This is a genomic window from Streptomyces sp. WAC 01529, assembly GCF_003945545.1.
GTDB lineage: Bacteria > Actinomycetota > Actinomycetes > Streptomycetales > Streptomycetaceae > Streptomyces > Streptomyces anatolicus.
The window spans coordinates 737,041-757,166 of the sequence record NZ_CP029617.1 but is presented as its reverse complement, the minus strand read 5'-3'; the positions used below and the strand labels follow the sequence as shown (position 1 = coordinate 757,166).

The 20,126-nt window shown below is 72.4% G+C and carries 18 protein-coding genes and 1 pseudogene; 15 read left to right on the top strand and 4 right to left on the bottom strand.

Going from position 1 to position 20,126, the window contains the following annotated elements:
* Window positions 1-2 precede the first annotated feature (2 nt).
* Genes DMA15_RS03075 through DMA15_RS03055 form a run of 5 tightly spaced genes read left to right on the top strand, consistent with a single transcriptional unit; the run spans window position 3 to window position 5,087 of the window.
* Entirely contained in the window at window positions 3-1,595 is a 1,593-nt protein-coding gene (locus DMA15_RS03075) for an ABC transporter substrate-binding protein (protein ID WP_125511108.1), read from the top strand.
* A 59-nt stretch (window positions 1,596-1,654) separates the two neighbouring features.
* The gene (locus DMA15_RS03070; protein WP_125517243.1) at window positions 1,655-2,620 is read left to right on the top strand and encodes an ABC transporter permease; all 966 of its coding nucleotides are present in this window, start codon (window positions 1,655-1,657) and stop codon (window positions 2,618-2,620) included.
* Window positions 2,613-3,479: an ABC transporter permease gene (locus DMA15_RS03065; protein ID WP_125511107.1), complete on the top strand. Its 867-nt coding sequence runs from the start codon at window positions 2,613-2,615 to the stop codon at window positions 3,477-3,479. Before DMA15_RS03070 ends, DMA15_RS03065 begins: the two co-directional genes overlap by 8 nt.
* Before the next feature lie 44 nt (window positions 3,480-3,523).
* Entirely contained in the window at window positions 3,524-4,435 is a 912-nt protein-coding gene (locus tag DMA15_RS03060) for an ABC transporter ATP-binding protein (protein WP_125517240.1), read from the top strand.
* A complete protein-coding gene (locus DMA15_RS03055; protein WP_125511106.1) occupies window positions 4,428-5,087 on the top strand; it encodes an ATP-binding cassette domain-containing protein in 660 nt (219 codons plus the stop codon). The genes DMA15_RS03060 and DMA15_RS03055 overlap by 8 nt, the downstream gene beginning before the upstream one ends.
* A 40-nt stretch (window positions 5,088-5,127) precedes the next feature.
* Here DMA15_RS03055 and DMA15_RS03050 read toward each other — a convergent pair whose 3' ends face one another.
* Window positions 5,128-5,625 carry a hypothetical protein gene (locus tag DMA15_RS03050; RefSeq protein ID WP_240659664.1) on the bottom strand — a complete coding sequence of 166 codons (498 nt, stop codon included), beginning with the start codon at window positions 5,623-5,625 and terminating at the stop codon, window positions 5,128-5,130.
* Between the two features lie 38 nt (window positions 5,626-5,663).
* On the opposite strand from DMA15_RS03050, the pseudogene DMA15_RS03045 reads away from it, so the two are divergent.
* From DMA15_RS03045 to DMA15_RS03030, 4 genes and pseudogenes are all read left to right on the top strand, one after another.
* Window positions 5,664-5,915, top strand: a pseudogene (locus DMA15_RS03045) (NAD(P)-dependent oxidoreductase); the annotation flags it as partial.
* Between the two features lie 186 nt (window positions 5,916-6,101).
* Window positions 6,102-6,977 carry a phosphatidylinositol-specific phospholipase C/glycerophosphodiester phosphodiesterase family protein gene (locus DMA15_RS03040; protein WP_125511105.1) on the top strand — a complete coding sequence of 292 codons (876 nt, stop codon included), beginning with the start codon at window positions 6,102-6,104 and terminating at the stop codon, window positions 6,975-6,977.
* Window positions 6,978-7,107: 130 nt separating this feature from the next.
* Window positions 7,108-7,302, top strand: coding sequence for a hypothetical protein (locus DMA15_RS03035; protein ID WP_125511104.1), 195 nt, complete (start codon window positions 7,108-7,110; stop codon window positions 7,300-7,302).
* A gap of 113 nt (window positions 7,303-7,415) precedes the next feature.
* Window positions 7,416-8,945: a hypothetical protein gene (locus DMA15_RS03030; protein ID WP_240660151.1), complete on the top strand. Its 1,530-nt coding sequence runs from the start codon at window positions 7,416-7,418 to the stop codon at window positions 8,943-8,945.
* Window positions 8,946-8,967: 22 nt separating this feature from the next.
* Here the strand turns inward: DMA15_RS03030 and DMA15_RS03025 are convergent, their stop codons facing one another.
* Window positions 8,968-10,245, bottom strand: coding sequence for a phosphodiester glycosidase family protein (locus DMA15_RS03025; RefSeq protein ID WP_125511102.1), 1,278 nt, complete (start codon window positions 10,243-10,245; stop codon window positions 8,968-8,970).
* 44 nt (window positions 10,246-10,289) lie between these two features.
* Entirely contained in the window at window positions 10,290-10,691 is a 402-nt protein-coding gene (locus tag DMA15_RS03020; RefSeq protein WP_125511101.1) for a DUF779 domain-containing protein, read from the bottom strand.
* Window positions 10,692-10,811: 120 nt separating this feature from the next.
* Between DMA15_RS03020 and DMA15_RS03015 the strand changes: the two genes are divergently transcribed.
* A complete protein-coding gene (locus DMA15_RS03015; protein WP_125511100.1) occupies window positions 10,812-11,489 on the top strand; it encodes a L,D-transpeptidase in 678 nt (225 codons plus the stop codon).
* A 28-nt stretch (window positions 11,490-11,517) separates the two neighbouring features.
* On the opposite strand, the gene DMA15_RS36985 is transcribed toward DMA15_RS03015, so the two are convergent.
* Window positions 11,518-13,683, bottom strand: coding sequence for a choice-of-anchor A family protein (locus DMA15_RS36985; RefSeq protein ID WP_206302643.1), 2,166 nt, complete (start codon window positions 13,681-13,683; stop codon window positions 11,518-11,520).
* Between the two features lie 265 nt (window positions 13,684-13,948).
* Here DMA15_RS36985 and DMA15_RS03005 point away from each other — a divergent pair, with 265 nt between their 5' ends.
* From DMA15_RS03005 to DMA15_RS02985, 5 genes are all read left to right on the top strand, one after another.
* Window positions 13,949-14,854 (top strand): glycoside hydrolase family 16 protein, encoded by a 906-nt coding sequence (locus DMA15_RS03005; RefSeq protein ID WP_125511099.1) that lies wholly within the window; start codon window positions 13,949-13,951, stop codon window positions 14,852-14,854.
* Window positions 14,855-14,972: 118 nt separating this feature from the next.
* Complete coding sequence (locus DMA15_RS03000) at window positions 14,973-16,451, top strand: FG-GAP-like repeat-containing protein (RefSeq protein WP_125511098.1); 1,479 nt, start codon at window positions 14,973-14,975, stop codon at window positions 16,449-16,451.
* Between the two features lie 151 nt (window positions 16,452-16,602).
* Entirely contained in the window at window positions 16,603-17,412 is an 810-nt protein-coding gene (locus DMA15_RS02995; RefSeq protein ID WP_125511097.1) for an SDR family oxidoreductase, read from the top strand.
* Window positions 17,413-17,757: 345 nt separating this feature from the next.
* Window positions 17,758-18,807 (top strand): phytanoyl-CoA dioxygenase family protein, encoded by a 1,050-nt coding sequence (locus DMA15_RS02990; protein WP_125511096.1) that lies wholly within the window; start codon window positions 17,758-17,760, stop codon window positions 18,805-18,807.
* A complete protein-coding gene (locus DMA15_RS02985) occupies window positions 18,789-20,120 on the top strand; it encodes a DUF6271 family protein (protein ID WP_125511095.1) in 1,332 nt (443 codons plus the stop codon). The genes DMA15_RS02990 and DMA15_RS02985 overlap by 19 nt, the downstream gene beginning before the upstream one ends.
* Window positions 20,121-20,126: the final 6 nt, after the last annotated feature.

The following is a 20,126-nucleotide window of genomic DNA, read 5'->3' as shown; positions in this document are numbered from 1 at the left end:
GCATGAGGGCCCGATCGATACGGGGCACGGGCGGCGTGGCGGCGGCCATCGCGATAGCGGTGGCCGCCTCCGCCTGCTCGGCGCCGGGCGACGGCAGTGCCGGAGGCGCCAAGGATTCGGCGGTGGTCGGCATCGCGTACGAGCCCGAGACCCTCAGCCCGCTCCTCGGCTACGGCAAGGACGGCAACTCGAAGATCTTCGACGGGCTGCTCACGCACGACGCCGACATGAAGCTGCGGCCCGCCCTCGCCGCCGACCTGCCCAAGGTCACCGACGACGGAAAGACCTACACGTACAAGCTGCGCGAGGGCGTCAAGTTCAGCGACGGGAAGCCCTTCTCCGCCAAGGACGTCGTCTTCACCTACGAGACGATCCTGGACAAGAAGACCAACAACGCCTCCAAGACCGAGCTGGACGCCGTCAAGAGCGTCGAGGCGAAGGGCGACGACACGGTCGTCTTCCACCTCAAGTACCCCTACGCGCCGTTCGCCGAGCGGACCGTCCTGCCCATCGCCCCCGAGCACGTCGCGGGCAAGCAGGACGTGAACACCGGCTCCTTCACCACCAAGCCGGTCGGTACGGGCCCCTACGAACTGGTCAAGTGGTCCAAGGGCGAGAAGCTGACCTTCAAGGCGAACCCCGACTACTGGGGCGGCACGCCGAAGATCAAGAACTTCACGATGGCGATCATCAAGGACGACGACGTGCGCGCGACCCGGCTCGACGCCGGTGAGCTGGACGGCGCGATCCTGCCGCCGAACCTCGCGAAGAAGTACGAGGACGACAACGGCAAGAAGACGTACGCCGCCAGGACCTTCGACTACCGCGTCGTCACCCTGCCCACCGGCAACAAGGTCGCGGGCGACACCGGCATCCGCCGCGCCCTCGACGTCGGCGTGAACCGCAAGGCCATGGTCGACTCGATCCTGGACGGCGCCGGCAAGGAGGCCTACGGCCCGGTCCCGACCGACAGCCCCTGGTTCACCAAGGGCACCGAGCGGAAGTTCGACGCCGCCAAGGCGAAGAAGATCCTCGACGACGCCGGGTGGAAGCCGGGCAAGGACGGCATCCGCGAGAAGGACGGCGTCCAGGCGAAGTTCCCGCTCTGGTACCTCTCCGGCGACAAGCTCCGCCAGGACCACGCCCTCGCCTACGCCTCCGACGCCAAGAAGCTCGGCATCAAGGTCGAGGTGCAGTCCGGCACGTGGGAGGTGATCGAGCCCCGCATGCCCAAGGACGCCGTCCTCGCGGGCGGCGGCTCCCCGGCCGACCCCGACTTCGACCAGTACACGCTCCTGAAGTCCTCCCTCGCGGGCGACGGCTTCAACAACATGGCGCACTACGACAACAAGAAGGTCGACCAGGCCCTGGAGGACGCCCGCAAGAGCGGCGACCACGCCAAGCGCCAGGCCGCCTACGACACCATCCAGCGCGAGCTGGTGAAGAACCCCGGCTACACCTTCCTCACGCACATCGACCACCTCTACGTCGTCGACAAGCGCTTCGGCGACCTGAGCACGCAGGTCGAGCCGCACGACCACGGCCTCGCGTCCGGCCCCTGGTGGAACGTCGAGGACTGGCAGCCGGCCAAGTGACCTCCGCGATATCCGGCGCCCAGGGGAAGCGGGCCGCACGCCGGCTCCCCTGGGGGCCGATGGCGCGCCTGGCGGGACGGCGGGCCCTGTTCGCCGTGCCCGTCCTGCTCGTCGTCACCTTCGGCGTCTTCGCCATCGCCGCGGCCTCGCCGTTCGACCCCGTCAAGGCGTACGCGGGCACGGCCGGGCTCACCGCCTCGCAGGACAACCTCGACCAGCTGCGCGCCAACCTCGGCGTCGACCGGCCGCTGGCCGCCCGCTGGTGGGAGTGGCTGACCTCGGCCCTCACCGGCGACCTCGGCGACTCCAGCACGCTGCGCCAGCCCGTCGCGGACGTCATCGGCGAGCGCGTGGGCTGGTCGGTGCTGCTCGCCGCCACCGCGTTCCTCGTCGCGATCCTGCTCGGCACGGCACTCGGCGTCCTCGCCGCGCGCCGCCCCGGCGGCTGGGTCGACCGGGCGGTGACCTCGCTCGCGTACACGCTGGAGGCGGCGCCGCCGTTCTGGCTCGGTCTGCTCGCCGTCTGGCTGTTCGCGCTGAAGCTGGGCGTCCTGCCCTCGGGCGGCCTGACCGACACGGCAAGCTCCGCCGTGACCGCGGGCCAGGTCGCGAGCCACCTCGTGCTGCCCGCCGGAGTGCTGGCGGTCTCGCAGCTGCCGTGGTTCGTCCTGTACGTACGTCAAGGCGTCGGCGACGCGCTCGGTGACGACCCCGTGCGCGGGGCACGCGCGCGTGGCCTCGCCGAACGCACCGTCCTGCTCGGGCACGCCCTGCGCTCCGGCATGCTGCCGGTGCTCACGCTCATCGGCTCCCGCGTGCCCGAACTCATCACCGGGGCGCTCCTGGTGGAGACCGTCTTCAGCTGGCCCGGCATCGCGGCGGCCACCGTGCAGGCCGCGACCTCCGTGGACTTCCCGCTGCTCGCCGCGTTGACCGCGCTCGCCACGGCCGCGGTGCTGCTCGGCAACCTCGTGGCCGACCTGCTGTACGGCCTCGCCGATCCGAGGGTGGGTTTCGATGGCTGACATCGTCTGGCGCGCCCACGGGGGCGTACGTCGCTCCACGCGCGCGTGGCGGGTGCGTACTTCCGCGGTGATCGTCGCCGCGGTCGTCCTCGCCGTCCTCGTCGTGCCGCCCCTCGTCAACCTCGACGAGCAGGCCGTCGACCTGGCGGCCAAGCTCCGGCCGCCGTCGCTCGCACACCCCTTCGGCACCGACGACGTCGGCCGTGACCTCCTGCTGCGCTGCGTCTACGGGCTGCGGGTCTCGCTGCTGGTCGGTGTCGTCGCGGCGGTCGTCGCCACCGTCATCGGCACCGCCGTGGGCGCCCTCGCCGCCGCCTCCGGGGGCTGGGTGGACCGGATCGTGATGCGGCTCGTCGACATCTTCTCGTCCGTGCCGCACCTGCTCCTCGGCATCTTCATCGTGGCGATGTTCCGGCCCGGCGTATGGCCGGTCGTCGTCTCCGTGGCGCTCACGCACTGGCTCTCCACCGCCCGCATCGTGCGTGCCGAGGTGCTGTCCCTGCGCTCGCGGCCCTACGTCGACGCGGCGATCTCCGGCGGCGCCTCACGCCTGCGCGTCGCGGTGCGGCACCTGCTCCCCGGCGTCCTGCCGCAGGCCGGGCTCGCCGCCGTCCTGATGGTGCCGCACGCCATCTGGCACGAGTCCGCGCTCTCCTTCCTCGGCCTCGGCCTGCCCACCCACCAGGCCAGCCTCGGCACGCTCGTGCAGAGCGCGCGCGGCTCGCTCCTCGCGGGCGACTGGTGGCCCACGCTCTTCCCCGGCCTGTTCATCATCGTGCCCACCCTGGCCATCGCGGGCCTCGCGGGCGCCTGGCGGGAGCGGATCAACCCCCGGCGCCGATCGGAGCTGATGCTGTGACGGTCCCCGTCCTCTCCGTCAAGGGTCTGTCCGTACGCTTCCGCATGCGCGGCGGCACCCATGTCTCCGCCGTCACCGACGCCACCTTCGACCTCGCGGCGGGGGAGTGCCTCGCCCTGGTCGGCGAGAGCGGCTGCGGCAAGTCCGTGCTCGCCTCCGCGCTGCTCGGGCTGCTTCCGCAGAACGCGCAGACCTCCGGCTCGGCGCTCCTCGGCGACACCGACCTGCTCACCGCCGACGAGCGCACGCTGGCCCGCACCGTGCGCGGGCGGCGCGTCGGCCTCGTACCGCAGAGCCCCGCCGCCCATCTGACGCCCGTACGGACCGTGCGCTCCCAGCTGGAGGAGACCCTGCGCGAGCTGGCCGGGGTGCGCGGGCCGGGGCTGCGGGCCGCCGCCGAAACGGCCGCCGAGCGCGCCGCGTTCCCCGCGGGACACCTCGACCGCTACCCCCACGAGCTGTCCGGAGGCCTCGCCCAGCGCGCCGCCACCGCGCTCGCCCTCGTCGGCGACGCGCCGCTGCTGCTCGCCGACGAACCCACCACCGGCCTCGACCGCGACCTCGTGGACCGCACCGTCGACGAGCTGCGCCGGCACGTCGGGGAAGACCGCGCGCTGCTCCTGATCACCCACGACCTCGCGGCCGCCGAACGCATCGCCGACCGCGTCGCCGTGATGTACGCGAGCCGCGTCGTCGAGATCGCCGCGGCCGACGACTTCTTCGGCACGCGCGGGCCCCGCCACCCCTACGCCCGAGGACTCCTGAACGCCCTGCCCGAGCGGGAGTTCACGCCCATCCCCGGCATGCCGCCCGAGCTGACCGCGCTCCCCGAGGGGTGTGCGTTCGCGGCCCGCTGCGCACGGGCCGACACGGCGTGCGCCACCGTGCCCGCGCTCACCGGCGGGGCCGCCTGCCACCACCCCCACGCGGACGTGCTGGAGGCGCCCCGTGCTTGAACTGCGCGCCATCACCGCCGGATACGACCGGCGCGCCCCGGTCTTCCGCTCCGTGGACCTCACCCTCGCACCCGGTGAGTCCGTCGGCCTGCTCGGCCCCAGCGGCTGCGGCAAGTCGACGCTGGCGCGGGTCGCGGCGCTGCTGCACCGGCCCGACGCCGGGCAGCTCGTCATCGACGGCGAGGTGGCGCGGGGCTGGCGGCACCGGGCCCCGCGCGAGCAGCGGACGGCCTTCGGGGTCGTCTTCCAGCAGCCGCGGCTCTCCGCCGATCCCCGGCTGGCGCTCCGGGATCTCGTCGCGGAGCCGTTGCGGGCGGTGGGCCGCTCCTCCGAGGTCGCGGACCTCGTGCCGGAGCTGGCGGCCCGCGTCGGTCTCGGCAAGGACCTCATGGGGCGGCGGCCGCACGAAGTCAGCGACGGTCAGTTGCAGCGGGCCTGTCTGGCACGGGCGCTGGTGCTGCGGCCGCGGTGGCTCGTCTGCGACGAGATGACGGCGATGCTCGACGCCTCCACGACGGCGGCGCTTGTCCACGTCGTGGAGGAGTACCGGCGGGAGTCCGGGGCGGGGATGCTGGCCGTCGGCCATGACCGGGTGCTGCTTGAGCGGTGGTGTGATCGCACCGTGCGGTGGGAGGAGCTGGTGGCCGGGTAGGGCGCCAGGCCGGCCGCGCCCTTCGGGGGCGCGGTCCTCCTCACGCGCGGGGGATCACCCGGACGTCCGTCCCTCCCCGGCGGACCGCCGCCACCTCCTCGGGCGCGAGAGCGTCGTCCACCACCAGCAGGTCGAACTCCGACAGCGGAGCCAGCGCGTACAGGCCGTCCCTGGCGAACTTGGTGTGGTCGGCGAGCAGGACCCGGCGCGTGGCCGCCGCCATCATCGCCCGCTTCACCTGCACCGTCTCCGGTGACGTGTGGTAGCAGCGGCCGCGCGTCACGGCGGTCGTCGACATGAAGAGCACGTCCGCCCGGAACGCCTCGACGCTGTCCGCGGTGTGCAGCCCCATGAAGGCGTTGTACGCGGGGAAGTAGCTGCCCCCGAGGGCGATCAGGGAGATGCCCGGTTCCCTCGCGAGCGCCGTGATCGCGGGCAGCGAGTTGGTGATCACCGTCAGCGGGGTGCGCTCGGTGAACAGGCGCGTCAGGTGCAGGCAGGTCGTGCTGTCGTCGAGCAGTACCGTCTGCCCCGGCACCAACTCCCGCGCGGCGGCGCGGGCGAGGCGTTGCTTCGTCGGTCTGTGACGCCCTGGACGCCGGGCAGCTCTCCGGCGCCGCCTTCGACGTCTACCCCCAAGAGCCCGTCCCCGCCGGTTCACGCCTCCTGAAGACGCCCGGCATCGTCATGACCCCGCACATCGCGGGCGCCGGCCAGGAGGTCGCGCACAAGGCGGCCCGGATCGTGGCGGGCGAGGTCGGCCGCTTCCTGCGCGGCGAGGTTCCGGCGCACTGCGCGAACCCGGAGGTGTTCACCGGGCAGGCGTGAACGCCCGTCACCGGCAGGCGTGAACGCCCGGCGACGATCACGCCAACTCCCGGACCGGCAGGGTGTCCTGAAGCGTGCGGAGCCGCATACTCACTGAGGCTCCGCTCATCGCCGCACCCCCGGGCGCGCCTCGACACGCCGAGACGCGCCCCGCGCCCCGCCCACACTCGCCCCCGGGAGGCAGACATGGCCCTCACCACCCGTCGCAGAGCCCTCACCACCCTCGGCGCCGCCCTCGCGGGCAGCGTCGCGCTGCCCGCCCACGCCCAGGCGGGCGAGCGCGGCCACCACCCGCGTCCCCCGCGCCCCCGCCCCCTGATCCACGCCCACGCCCACAACGACTACGAACACCCCCGACCGCTCCTCGACGCCCTCGCCCACCGCTTCCACAGCGTCGAGGCCGACATCTTCCTCGTCGACGGACAGCTCCTGGTCGCCCACGACCCGGTCGACCTCGACCCCTCCCGCACCCTCGAATCCCTCTACCTGGACCCGCTCGCGGCCCGCGTGCGCGCCCACCACGGCTCCGTGTACCGGGGATACCACCGCACGCCCTTCCAGCTCCTCATCGACATCAAGACCGAGGGCGCCGCCACGTACGCCGCGCTCCACCGCCATCTGCGGCCCTACCGCCACCTGTTCACGACGTACGCCCACGGAAAGGTGCGCCGCTCCGCGGTTACGGCCGTCGTCTCCGGCCACCGCGCGGCCCGCGCCCCGATGGAGGCGCAGAAGGTGCGGCACGCCTTCTACGACGGCCGCCTCACTGACCTCGGGACCGCGGCGCCCGCCTCGTTCATCCCGCTGATCAGCGACAGCTGGTCGCTCAACTTCAGCTGGCAGGGCACAGGCCCGATCCCCGCGGCCGAGCGCGCCAAGCTGCGCGGCATCGTCTCCTCGGCCCACAAGCGCGGGCAGCGCGTCCGCTTCTGGGCGACGCCCGATCTGCCGGGCCCGCAGCGCGACGCGGTCTGGGGCGAACTGCTCGCCGCCGGTGTCGACCACCTCAACACTGATGACCTCGCGGGGCTCGAAGCCTTCCTCGACCCCCGCCGCGGATGATCTTCGCGGATCAACCTCCGCGCAAGTAGAACCCGTTCGGAGCACAGGTCAGAGACCCGGACGCCCCCTCCGCTGCGCCAAACTGACGGCCGGAAGCCGCGGTTCCCGCGTGGCGGAGGAGGTACTTCCCATGGCCGTTTCGATCTCTGTCGTGCTGCTGCTCGTGATCCTTGCGGTGGTCTTTCTGCGCAACGGAGCACTCAAGATCTCGCACGCCGTCGTCTGTCTGCTGCTGGGCTTCTACCTGGCGGGCACGAGCATGGCGCCGACCATCCAGGACGGCCTGACGGCCACCGCCGACATCGTCAGCGGAATCCGGCCATGACCGTTCCTTGCGGGTTCATGAACAACTGACGCTGTTTCATGGACACTTCAGGAGGCTCGCCCTAGTTTCGGCGCATGCCCAGCAGAGCGCGCCGCCTCGTCACCGCCAGCGTCATGGCCCTGACCGTCTCCCTCGCCGTCCCCGCGTACGCCGACGACATCCCCAAAGCGCCCGGCCACCGGCTCGTCAAGAGTTACGAGGGCGCGCCCGCCGCCGCCCAGCCGCTGCCCGGCACCCCGCCGCCCCAGCACCCGTACCTCGCCGCCAACGGCCGCAGCGGCATGCACGCCGACGCGGCGGGCAGCGGCACATACCCCTGGAGCGGGCCGCTCGGGAAGCGGCCGGCGGTCGACAGCGAGAAGATGGCGGCGCTCGGCGGCGAGTGCGCGACCGTCACCTTCGACCGCGACGGCCGCATCGTCACCGTCTGCGGCACCTTCACCGGCTTCCTGGTCAAGCTGCTCGACCCCAGGACGCTGGAGACGCTCGCCGAGTACAAGCTGCCCCAGCGGCCCTCGACGGTCGAGGCCCTCACCCGCCTGGACTTCTCCAAGATCTTCAAGGACACCTCGGGCGGCGCCTACTCCTACCTCGACCACAAGGACCGGCTCGTCCTCGCCGACTCCCGGCAGCACATCGTCCGGCTCGCGCACGAGCGGACCGAGGACGGAGGGTGGCGCTTCGTCGTCGACAAGGAGTGGGACCTGACGGCGCACGTTCCGCATGACTGCGTGACCTGGTCGAATCTCTACCCGAGCGGCGAATGCGACCCGGTCACCTCCGTGATGCCGGACTGGGAGGGGCGCATCTGGTGGGTGACGCGACAAGGGCGCGTCGGCACCGTCGACCCCGCGTCCGGCGCCATCCGGTCCGTGCGCCTCGACGGCGAGGAGATCCAGAACTCCTTCTCGGTCGCGGAGGACGGTGTCTCCATCGTCTCCGACCACGCCCTCTACAGCTTCCGCGCCGCCCCCGACGGCACACCGGAGGTGATCTGGCGCGAGACGTACGACCGCGGTTCCGGCACCAAACCCGGCTCGGTGAACCAGGGTTCGGGCACCACCCCCGACCTCTTCGGCGCCCGCGACGAGTACGTGGCGATCACCGACAACGCCGACGACCGCATGAACGTCCTCGTCTACCGGCGCGGCGCCGACGTGCCGGACGGCAAGCGGCTCGTCTGCAAGGTGCCCGTCTTCGGCCCCGGCGCCTCCACCACCGACAACTCGCTGATCACCTGGGGCGACAGCCTCGTCGTCGAGAACAACTACGGCTACGAGAACATCACCTCGCTCACCTTCGGCCGCAGCGTCGTCGGCGGCGTCAGCCGGATCGACGTGCGCGAGGACGGCAGCGGTTGCGACACGGTCTGGGAGAGCGACGTGCGCGCCCCGTCCACCGTGCCCAAACTCTCCACCGCCAACGGCCTGTTGTACTTCTACACCAAGGAGCCCAACAGCCTCGGCATCGACGCCTGGTACCTCACCGCGGTCGACTTCCGCACCGGCGACACCAAGTGGAAGCGGCTCGCCGGTACGGGTATCGCGTACGACAACAACTGGGCGCCCGTGACCCTGGGCCCCGACGGCACGGCCTACGTGGGTGTCTTCAACGGCCTGGTGGCGGTGCGGGACACCGAGTGACCCCCTAGGGGGCGGGGAGCCGTCACGCCCGGGAGAAGACGCCGATGCCGTTGGGCACCGGGCGCTCCACCCCGCCGCTCGGGTTGTTGCGCACGGTCACGGCCTCGGCCCCCGGGGCCCGCGCGACCAGCGTCGACGTGGCCGAGACCAGGGTGGAGGAGCCGCCGCCGTCCAGGCTGAAGCCCTCGGTCGCGCCCAGCCCCCGCAAGGTCTGCGCCACTTCGGCGATCGTCAGGCCCGTGCGGAACTCCGGGGAGCCGTCGAGGGAGAGCAGCACCAGCCGCCTGCCACCGTCGGCGATCCCGGCCGCGGTGCGCACCGCCGACGTGGTGGGGTCGAGACCGGGCAGCGGCGCGCCGTTCCTCAGTACGGGGTAGCCGCCGAGCGCGAAGCGGAAGGGAACACGCGAACCGGCGGCCACCAGGCGGTGCCTGACCTGCACCCGGTCGCCCGCCGACAGCTTCCGCAGCTCCTGCGCGCCCGCCTCACGCCCGACGAGGACCGTGGTGTCGCGGGTGATCGGGCCGCTGCCCGGTGTGCCGGCCGACTCCACGACACGCCCGTGGCGGACCGTCACCTCGTGGGTGTCCGCACTGCAGGGCGCGCCGCGGCTGGTGTCCGTGCCGCATGTGGCGCGCACCCGCGAGACGGCGCCCCAGTCGCTGGTGAACGCGCCGACGGAACCCACCGGCAGCGCGTACTGGTTGAGCCCGCCCAGGGGGAGCCGGGTCTGCCGGGTACGGACCTCCCCGTCCAGGGCGAGATCGTCCAGGCGCGCCCGGCGGTCGGCCCCCACCCCGAGAACGGCCCGGGTGGTGACGCCCGGCGGCATGGCGGGCCCGAAGCGCTGCCCGTCGGGAACGGCGGCCTTCAGCGGGCGGCCGTTCGCGACCATCGGGCCGACGGGCGCGCCGGTCGCCTCGACGCCGGGGTGCTGGGTCTCGGTGATGTTGAAGAAGTCGCCGTTGATCCCGCCGACCGCGCCCACGCCGTCCGCGAGCGCGGAGACGGGTGCGCGTGCGGCCACCTTGCCCGGATAGAGCAGGCCGACACGGGTGCGCGGATCGCGCAGGTCGACGTCGAGCACATGGGCGCGGGCGGTGCCGCGCGAGGCCGGGATGTCGAAGTGGCGGTACTCGACACCCGGCGCGATCCTCGTGGCCGCCGCCCGCCCGTCCTCCCCGACGGCGCCGCTGGCCGGTGCCGCTCCCGTGAGAGCCGCACCGGCCAGCGTGCCGAGCGTGGAGATGAGGGCGAGGGCCGTTCTGAACCGTCCGCCGTGCTGCGTCTGCCGTGTCACAGATTCCCCCCTGGGGTCGGCCGGGCCACCAACTGTCCCAGCGGTCAGCGGAGTTCACCAGAGGCCGGTGGCGCTGCCCCGACCAGCCGGGAACGGATAAGGAAACGTACGCCCTCCGGCGCCTCCAGCGAGAAGCCGCTGCCCCGCCCGGGCACGACGTCCACGATCAGCCGGGTGTGGCTCCACACTTCGTACTGGCTCCTCGACATCCAGAAGGTTATGGGCTCCGCCACGCCATCCACGGTCAGCGACGCGAGCGGTATGTCGGAGTCGCCGGTACGGAACTCGCCCGCCGGGTAGCACATGGGCGCGCTGCCGTCGCAGCAGCCGCCGGACTGATGGAACATCAGCGGCCCGTGCGCCTCCCGCAGTCGCCGCAGGAGCCGCGCGGCCGCGGCGGTCAGCTCCACGCGGGGCGCGTCGGCCTTGCTCTCATGGCTGTCCATGGCACGACCCTGCCCCTCGGCACGTTGCAAGAGGGTTGCACGCGAAAGGGCGCGGGCCATTCGTGGGATTGTCGGGTCGTGTCGCCGCGCATACGGCAGCGCGGCGGTGAAGCTGGGGCGATGCGTTGGGTCCTCTCATCGATCGCCGCCCTCTCCCTGGCCGTTCCCTCCCCGGCCCTGGCCGCGGCCGGGACCTCGGCCCCCGTGCCGCCGTGCGACGCGGCCACCGGCCCCTACCAGCGCGAACTGGAGCGCGAGGTGGGCCTCCCGGTCGACGGGCGGCAGTCGCCGGCCGACTGCGAGGCCATCCGGAGCCTGCAACAGCGCCTCGGCATCCGCCCGGCGGACGGGCACGCCTCCCTGCGCACCTACCGGTTCGTCCTCGCCGACCGGATCCGGCGTGACCCCGCCGAGCGGCGCGGGTGCCCGGCCAGGTCGTACCGCGTCACCTGCGTGGACCTGACCCGGCAGATCCTGTGGACGCAGACCGGACGCAAGCTGGTCTTCGCCCCCGTGCCGGTCCGCAGCGGCCGCGACGGACTGGAGACCCGGCGCGGCTGGCACCGCGTCTACTGGAAGAGCCGCGACCACTTCTCCTCCCTCTACCGCGTCCCGATGCCGTTCGCGCAGTTCTTCGACGGCGGCCAGGCCCTGCACGGCACCCGCTCGGACCTCTTCTCCTCCGGCTCGGGCGGCTGTGTGAACCTCGCCCTGGGCGACGCCGAGCGGCTGTACGGGCTCCTGAAGAAGGACGACCACCTGTTCATCTGGGGGACGAAACCGGGCACGGGCGGCTGACACCGCCGGTGCCCGGTCCCGCCGCGCCTCACTTGTCCTTCTTGCCTCCGCCGCGCGCGTTGGTGAGCGTCACCGTGACGCCCTTGGCGGCGTTGCCCTCGGTGACCTCGTGGGGGCCGCTCACCGTCCTGCCGGGCAGCACATAGCCGTCGGGCACGGCGGTCTCCTTGAGGTAGTACGAGCCGAGGTCGAGCCCCTGGAACTCGCACCGGCCCCGGCCGTCCGTCGCGCACCCCCGGTCGACGAGGGTGTCCCGGCGCGCACCGGCCGTCTGGAGGCCCGGGGTGCCGTTGGTCTCGCGCCACAGCTGGAAGACGGCACCGGCCAGCGCCTTGTTGGTCTTCTTGTCCTTCTTGACGAGCGTGAGCCTGCCCGTGGTGGTGGGCTCGTCCCGCGCGGTGTTGAGCGCCTCGACGGAGACGCCGTTGGTCGCGCTCGCCTCGGTGAGGACCAGCGGGCCGAAGACCGCCGGATCGGGAAGGACGTATCCGTCCGGGGCCTTCGTCTCGACCCAGTAGTACGTCCCGAGCGGGACGACCGCCCCGCACCGGCCCGCGGCGTTCGTCGTGCACGGCGCGCCCGTCGCGGTGTCGGGGTCCGTCCCGCGCCGCTGGAGGCCAGGGGTGCCGTTGGTCTCGCGCCACAGCTGGAAGACGGCGCCGGCCAGCGGCCTGCCCGTCTTCTTGTCCTTCTTCACGACCGTGACGCCGCCCTCGGTGACGACGTCCTCCTCCTTCTCGTTCGTGGCCGTGACCGACACGCCGCCGGAGGCGTTCTCCTCGGTCAGCTCCAGCGGCCCGAACACGTTCGGCGAGGGCAGCTCATAGCCGCTGGGGGCCTTGGTCTCGCGCCAGTAGTAGGTGCCGAGCGGCACCGTGCGTGCGCACTCGCCGGGCGCCTCGGTGACGCAGACGCCGCCGATCTTCGTGTCGGCGTCGTCGCCGCGGGTCTGCAACCCGTCGACGCCGTTCGACTCCTGCCACAGCTCGAACTCGGCGCCCGCCAGCCGCTCGCCGTCGTCCTCGTCCTTCTTGACGACCTCGACCTGGCCGGTGGTGACGTCGTCGCCGCAGTCGGGCAGGTCCCCGTCGAAGGGGTAGTTGTGGAACTCCTGGCCACCGCCGCCCGTCGCCGCACTGGTGTGGGTGAGCGAGCCGGTGGTGAAGAAGCGGCCGTTCATGCCCGGCACGCTGACCGTCGTCATCGACCGCTGGTTCCCGACCAGGACACTGCCCTGGAACTGCCCGGTGCCCTTGAACGTGACGGATGTGGCGTCGGGGAAGTTCCACAGCAGTCGGTTGCGCAGCTGGTTGAACGGGCTGCTGTCGTCGATGGTGCCGCTGTAGGTGTTGATGGTGCGGGCCGCGCCCAACACGTTGACCAGCACCGTGGCGCCGTCCGGGATCGCCGCGAAGCGGATGCCCTCCTGGCCGCCGCTGCCGCTCATCAGATCGAAGTCGACGTTGAAGACCTGGAGCGCCGAGATGCCGTCACCGGTGAAGAGCGTCTCGCCGCCCGCGTGCACCACCGTGCCGGTGGGCGTGCGCGTACCGCCGCCGGGGTGCGCGTAGCACTGGCTGGCCTCCGTCAGCTCGTCCCGCAGCGGGACGTACGGATCGGCGGCGTCGGGGTCCTTGCGCAGGGTGCCGAGGATCCTGCCGGACGTCTCACCCGCATGGCGCACGACACCGCCTTCGGCGAGCAGCCGCTCCCCGGCACCGACCCGCACGTCGCCTCCGGTGGTGAGCCAGTCCGAGCCCACCGGAGGCGCCACCCGGGAGCCGACGCCCGCCTCGCCGACGTTGTAGACGCTGCTGGCGCCCGCCGCCTTGTCCTGGTCGAAGTCGCCGAGGACGACGACGCGACCCTCGGCCTCCGCGGCCCGCTCGCGGACGAGGAAGTTCTCGCCCACGTACATGTTGATGCCGGCGTCACGCCACCGGATCGCGCCGTTGTGGACCGGCGGATAGCCGTCGGGCGGGCAGTTGCCCGGCACACACGGTCCGAGCCCGCCGGGCAGAGGCTTGGCGGCGGCGGCGGCGGAGGCGGAGGCGGCCGCGGTGGTCCGGTCCGGGGACGGGCCCGGCTGGCCGTGCGCGGCGGGCACGGCCGTCAGGCCGCTTCCGGCCACCAGGCCGAGGAGGCAGAGATACCTCATCCCGGTCTGGACGAGGGAGGGGGAGGTCACGTGCACGTCAGCTCCTCATGGGGTCAAAGAGACGTGGAGGAGGCTCGCACGAGGGAGGCCCGGTGCCGCTCAACCGATCCGATCATCCATACGAAGAACACCGCAAAGGACGAGTCGCCCGCACCGCCGGGTGCGTCCGGCGCGTCCAGGGCGTCCAGAGCGTCCAGAGCATCCAGGGCGTCGACCGGGTTCGCCGCGAGGGATGGCGGGGCGGTGCCCGCTCCGCCAGGATGGCCCCCCTCTGAGGGCGTCCGTGAGCGGAGGCAGCGCGATGGGATCACACGCGGCGGCGGGACGGCGCAGACCGCTCGTGTTCGGTGCGCTCGGCGTGACGCTGCTCGCCGCCCTGTTGTCCATCCCGGGGGCGGGAGGCGCGCCGGTCTCCGCCGACGCCTGCCGTGACGCGGGCCCCTCACTGCCGCGCGGTGACTGCGGGCCGTTCTGGCAGGTCCTGGCCGAGGACTTCAACGGCGACCGGGTGCCGCTCGGCTCCTTCAGCGACTGCGACCACCACGCCGACACCTCCGCCGCGTACTGCGCGGGGCTGAAGGGCTCCTACCGCGACAACTGGTGGGCGTACCCCACGGGTTGGCGCGACACGGCCAACGACCGGCGCCGGAATGTCGTCGGTGTCTACCACCCCGAGGACACCGTCAGCGTGGGCCCTGCGGAGAACGGCGACGGCCGGATGCGCGTCCGGATGTGGCGGCCCGCCGACGGAGGGCCCGTGCACGCCGCGGCGGTCGTACCGCGTGCCGTCATGCAGATGAAGTACGGCAAGTACAGCGCCCGCATCAAAGTGACCAAGCAGGCCCCCGGCTACAAGTCGGCCTGGCTGCACTACGGCGGCGGCTGCGAGATGGACCATCCCGAGGGCGAGTGGACCGGGTCGCTCAGCGCCTTCCACCACCCCTGCGGCGGTGGCGAACAGGGCTCGTTCCACGGCGCCGACGACTGGACCGAATGGCACACCGTGTCGACCGAGTGGACCCCCGGCCACGTGCGGTTCTTCGTGGACGGCCGGGAGATAGGACACGACACGAGGAACGTGCCGGACAGGCCCCTGTCCTGGGTGCTCCAGAACGAGAGCGCGCTCGCGGGGCCCGGCGCGGCGCCCGGCAGCAGCGCGCGGCTGGAGATCACATGGGTCGCGGCCTACGCGTACGGCTGGAAGTGAACTCCCGTACAACCCTTGTGACCCATGCCGTGTCGAACAGGGCGCCGGACAAGGAACGGGCCCTTTCCGGACACCCCCCCCGCGCCAGCCCGGCCACCTTCCTTCACAGGAGCCGCTCGTGCGCAAGAACCGTTCGGCCGCCCTCGCCGCGGCATCGTTCCTTCTGCTGACCGGGGCCGGTATCGCCACCGCCCCCGCCGCCCACGCCGGCACCCCTGGGGGTACGCACGCCGACGACCGCAACAGCGACTTCAACGGCGACGGATACGAGGACGTGCTGGTCGGCGCCCCGGGCGCCACCGTCAGCGGCCACAAGGGAGCAGGACTCGTCACGGTCCAGTACGGCTCGACCAGAGGCATCGGCACCAGCAACGCCGCCCGGTTCAGCCAGTCCACGTCCGGGGTCGCGGGCGCCGCCGAGGCGGGCGACGGCTTCGGCAAGGCCGTCGCCACGGGCGACCTGGACGGCGACGGCTACGACGACGCCGTCGTCGGCATCCCCGGCGAGGACATCGACGACCAGGCGGACGCCGGTGGCGTCGCGATCCTGTGGGGCTCGAAGTCCGGGCTCACCGGCTCGGCGAGCGACTGGCTGCAGACCCAGGAACCCACCAAGGGCGAGCAGTTCGGCGTGGGCCTCGCCGCGGCGCACCTCACCGGCGACACGCCGGGCGACGTGCTCGCCGTACTGGACCGCGACGACCTGGAGCTGTTCGCGTACGACGCCTCGCCGCAGCCCGGGCAGGCACCGCTCCGCCGCCAGGACACCCAGCGGCTCTCCGCGGCCGCCGAGGAGCGCCACATCCTGCCGAAGTCCCTCACCACGGGCGACTACGACGACAACGGCTACGCGGACCTCGTCGTCTCCGGCGTGACCGTGGGCCCGGAGGAGCCGGGCCACGGCTGGTCCATGCACTTCGCGGGCGGCGCCGAAGGGCTCACGTACAAGGGCGACCTGCGCGGCGGCCCCGCCGCCGCGTCCGGCGACATCAACAACGACGGCTACGACGACCTGGTGACCGGCGAGCCCGCCTCCCCGGACGACGGCGGCGAGACCATGACCGGCGGCCTGGTCGGTGTGCGCTACGGCACCGCGGACGGCCTCGGCGAGGAGGCCAAGTGGTGGACGCAGGGCTCCGCGGGCGTCCCCGGCAACCCCGAGCGCGGTGACGGCTGGGGCGCCGACCTGTCCGTCGCCGACACCAACGGCGACGGCTACGCGGACGTGGCGATCGGCGCGCCCGGCGAGGACATCGGCACCGTCGCCGACGCGGGCGCGGTCTGGGTGCTGCGCGGCTCGGAGAACGGCGTGACGGCGACCGGCGCCAAGTCGTTCGACCAGGACTCCGCGGACATCCCGGGCGTGCCCGAGAAGGGCGACAAGTGGGGCGCCCAGGTGCGGCTCTCCGACCCGAACAACGACGGCCGCTTCGGTCTCCTGGCGGCAGCGCCGGGTGAGAACGCCGGGGACGGGACCGTGTGGGTCCTCTCGGCCGGCACGGGCGGCGTCACCGCGTCGGGGTCCTGGACCTACGGCGGGGCGTCGCTGGGCGCGCCGGGCACGGGGGCGGCCTTCGGCGCGGCGATCGACGAGTGAGCCGGGTCTGCCGGGCCGTCTGAGCGCGGCCTGAAAGACCCTCCGGACGCGGTCGTGAGCGGGTGTCTCCGTATGATCACGGTGACATCACAGTGAGATGGAACGGTGATCGCACCCCGCGCTCACGACTGCGTTCGGAGGCTGAACAGGCATGACAGAGAGCCGAGTTGTCATCGTCACGGGCGGCGGAACCGGTATCGGGGCCGCCACCGCCCGTCAACTGCGGGCGGACGGCCACCAGGTGGTGGTCTCGGGCCGCCGCCCCGAACCGCTGCGCCGCGTCGCCGAGGAGACCGGCGCGCTGGCCCACCCCGCCGACGCGGGTGACCCGGCGGCCGTCGGCGGTCTGGTCGAGGCGGCCGTGGCGGCGTACGGGCGGATCGACGGCCTCGTGCTCAACGCCGGGGTCGGGCGCAGCGGCGCGGTCGGTGACATCTCCGACGAGGACTGGGAGTTGGTGATGCGCACCAACCTCACCGGCCCCTTCCTGCTTCTGCGGGCCGCGCTGCCCCATCTGCTGGCGGCGCGTGGCTCGGTCGTCGCGGTCGCCTCGGTCGCGGCGCTGCGCAACGGCGTGGCGAACGCGGCGTACGCGACGTCGAAGGCGGCGCTCCTCCAGCTGTGCCGCTCCGTCGCCGTCGACTACGGCAAGGACGGGCTGCGTGCCAACACGGTCTGTCCCAGCTGGGTGCGGACCGAGATGGCCGACCGGCGGATGACGCGGTTCGCCGAGGAGGCCGGGCTCGGGGGCGGCGGGAGCGACGCGGCGTACGAGGAGGCGTCGCGGCTGATCCCCACCGGCCGGCCGGGACGGCCGGAGGAGGTGGCCGAGGCGATCACGTGGCTGCTCTCGCCCGCCGCGTCGTTCGTCAACGGGGCGGCGCTGACCGTGGACGGCGGGGTGACGGCGATCGACCCCGGAACGGTCGCGTTCGACTTCAGCATCACGCCGCGCGGCTAGCCGACGCGCGGGCGGCTGGGGCCCGCGGCGTCCGACGCGGATCTTGACCGGTGGGCACGGCGAGCAGGGGGCCGTGCCCACCGGTCATGGGCGGCACCACGCTCAGCCCGGACCAACTGCGCCCGCGTCAGGGGCAGTTGCCTGTTGAATTTTCGACGGATCCCGATGTGAAGGGCACATGAACCGGGGGCGAATATCGTCCTTTTGGTCCACAAGGCACCCAAATCAATTGTTGACAGCGCGAGTTGGTCTAGTCCATTTTGGTGGTACGCAAGTTCGACTAGGGGCGGAGGTGACAGGCGCCGCCGCGCCCGCCTTCAGCAGAGACCGAACCCTGGAGCCCCCATGGCAGCGTCCGACCGCTACCTCCATCGAGCCCCCTCCGCCGTCCCGTACTTCAGCGCCGACGGCGAGACCTACCTGGCACAGACACAGCTGCGGGACCTGACCAAGAGGCAGCCGCTCAAGGTGCTGTCCGAGGAGGACTTCGCCTTCTGGCAGACGTACGGCTACGTCGTCGTGAAGCAGGCGATCCCCGCCGAGTCGGCCAAGAACCTGCTGGACTTCGCCTGGGAGTTCCAGGGGCTCGACCGGGGCCGCCCCGAGACCTGGTACGAGGAGCGGGAGTTCCGCTCCGACCTCGACCGCGAACTGCACGTCTACGGCTTCGTCGAGGCCTACCACCACCAGCTCATATGGGACAGCCGGCAGACCCAGCGGGTGTACGACGCCTTCACCGACGTATGGGACTGCGACGAGCTGTGGGTGACCCTGGACCGGCTCAACCTCAACCCGCCCAACGTCAAGAACCGCTCCCGTTCCCTGATCGCCCCCACCGAGCGCGGGTTCGACATCAACCTCCACTGGGACGTCGACACCACCCTCGGCGTGCTGCCCCAGCGCGTGCAGGGCATCATCGCCCTGGACGACACCCGGCACGAGCACGGCGGCTTCCAGTGCTGCCCCGAGCTGTTCCGCCGCTTCGACCGGTGGAAGGCCCTCCAGCCGGACGACCGCGACCCGATCCGCCCCGCGATCGACCAGGACGACATGCCCGTCATCCGGCCCGAACTGCAAGCCGGTGACCTGCTGATCTGGAACGGCCTGCTCGCGCACGGCGTGGCACCCAACACCTCCGCGGACGGCGTGCGCGCCGTCCAGTACCTGTCGATGATGCCCGCCCTCGAGACCCACGAGGAGCTGCGCCGCTCCCGCGTCGACTCCTGGCGCCATCTCTCCACCCCTGACTGGAACGCCACGCTCCTCGGGGACGCCGACAAGCACGAGTCGCTCCGCTACGGCACCGCCACGCTCAACGACCTCGGCGAGAAGCTCCTCGGCCTCAAGTCCTGGACCGGAGAGGACGCCGACGCCGCATGCGCCGCATCTGCCTGACCCTCCCCACCAACCGGGCCTGCCCCGAGACGATCGCGGCGATCGGCGGGGAAGCGGCCTACGCCGCCGCGCACTTCGACGTCGAGGTGCGCCTGCTGATCCTCGACTCCTCCGACCCGGACACCTTCACCGCCCATGCCGGGGCCGTGCGCGCGCTCGGCGAGATCCCGGGCGTGATCACCCACCACCTCGACGAGGCACGGCAGCGCGACTTCCTGCGCCGGGTGATCGCCCGGGCCGAGGTCGCCAAGCCCGAGCTGGTGCTGGAGCTGATGCTCCCGGCCAAGCTCTCCTACGGCGCCTGCACCAACCGCGCCTTCCTCATCGCCGCAGCGCTCGGCTGCGAGTCCGTCCACCGCAGGGACTCCGACAGCCGCTACCAACTCGCCGACGGACAGCCGGTCTTCCCCGTCCACCACGAACTGACGTCGCTCGGCAAGCGGGCGGCCGACGCCGCGCACGGACCCGTCGAGACCGCCCTCGACCAGCGGCACGCCGACAAGCGCGTCGCGATGGTCGCCGGCTCCTTCGTGGGGGAGCTGTCCGTGGACATCGGCGAGATACGCGACCTCGATCCCGAGGCCTACTACGACGTGGTCAGCCTCTGGGCGCCCGGCCACTGGTCCGACGCGCAGAAGCGGGAACTCGTCGACGACTCCTTCCGCGGAGCGGGCACGGAGCCGTTCACGGGCGACCACGCGACGCTGACCCTGGTCGACCCGATGCGCGTGGACATGTGCAACATCAGCTTCCACGGCGTGCACGAACGCGTACCGCTGCCGCCCGCCACCGACACCATCGGCAGCGACTACTTCCTCATCCACCTGGTCCACGACGCCGCCCTGCCCGGCGTCCTGCACAACCGCCACATCGTCAACTTCTACACCCCCGAACGCAGAACGGACGCGGGTTTCACCGCGTACCAGACGCGCTTCGTCAAGTTCTTCCTCTCGATGCTCTACTTCAACGAGGTCTACGACCGGATGGCCGAGGCCGGTGACGCCCTCCTCGACGAGAGCGGCCAGGTCCGCGGCTCCGTCATCAGCGCCCTCGCCCGGCGGAGCGCCACGCTCGACCGCACCGAGAACGTCCGGCGCCTGGACCGCGTCGACGCCGCCTACCGCGGACTCGGCGGCCGATACGCGCGCTTCGCCGACTTCCTCGCCACCCGCCGCGAACGCCTCCTGGACGAGGCGCGCCGCGACATCGAGGACTTCGCGCTGCTCACCGAGGCCTGGGAGCCCCTGGTGCGGGCGGGCAAGGAGTCCGGCCCGCACCTGCCCGCGGCCGCCGAGGCGGGACGGCCCACTTGAGCGCCA

Bases quoted from the DNA above. Each gene is read 5' to 3' on its own strand.
- DMA15_RS03075 (WP_125511108.1), top strand. From the start codon at position 3: ATGAGGGCCCGATCGATACGGGGCACGGGCGGCGTGGCGGCGGCCATC.
- DMA15_RS03070 (WP_125517243.1), top strand. From the start codon at position 1,655: ATGGCGCGCCTGGCGGGACGGCGGGCCCTGTTCGCCGTGCCCGTCCTG.
- DMA15_RS03065 (WP_125511107.1), top strand. From the start codon at position 2,613: ATGGCTGACATCGTCTGGCGCGCCCACGGGGGCGTACGTCGCTCCACG.
- DMA15_RS03060 (WP_125517240.1), top strand. From the start codon at position 3,524: ATGCGCGGCGGCACCCATGTCTCCGCCGTCACCGACGCCACCTTCGAC.
- DMA15_RS03040 (WP_125511105.1), top strand. From the start codon at position 6,102: ATGGCCCTCACCACCCGTCGCAGAGCCCTCACCACCCTCGGCGCCGCC.
- DMA15_RS03035 (WP_125511104.1), top strand. From the start codon at position 7,108: ATGGCCGTTTCGATCTCTGTCGTGCTGCTGCTCGTGATCCTTGCGGTG.
- DMA15_RS03030 (WP_240660151.1), top strand. From the start codon at position 7,416: ATGGCCCTGACCGTCTCCCTCGCCGTCCCCGCGTACGCCGACGACATC.
- DMA15_RS03020 (WP_125511101.1), bottom strand. From the start codon at position 10,691: ATGGACAGCCATGAGAGCAAGGCCGACGCGCCCCGCGTGGAGCTGACC.
- DMA15_RS03015 (WP_125511100.1), top strand. From the start codon at position 10,812: ATGCGTTGGGTCCTCTCATCGATCGCCGCCCTCTCCCTGGCCGTTCCC.
- DMA15_RS03005 (WP_125511099.1), top strand. From the start codon at position 13,949: ATGGGATCACACGCGGCGGCGGGACGGCGCAGACCGCTCGTGTTCGGT.
- DMA15_RS02995 (WP_125511097.1), top strand. From the start codon at position 16,603: ATGACAGAGAGCCGAGTTGTCATCGTCACGGGCGGCGGAACCGGTATC.
- DMA15_RS02990 (WP_125511096.1), top strand. From the start codon at position 17,758: ATGGCAGCGTCCGACCGCTACCTCCATCGAGCCCCCTCCGCCGTCCCG.
- DMA15_RS02985 (WP_125511095.1), top strand. From the start codon at position 18,789: ATGCGCCGCATCTGCCTGACCCTCCCCACCAACCGGGCCTGCCCCGAG.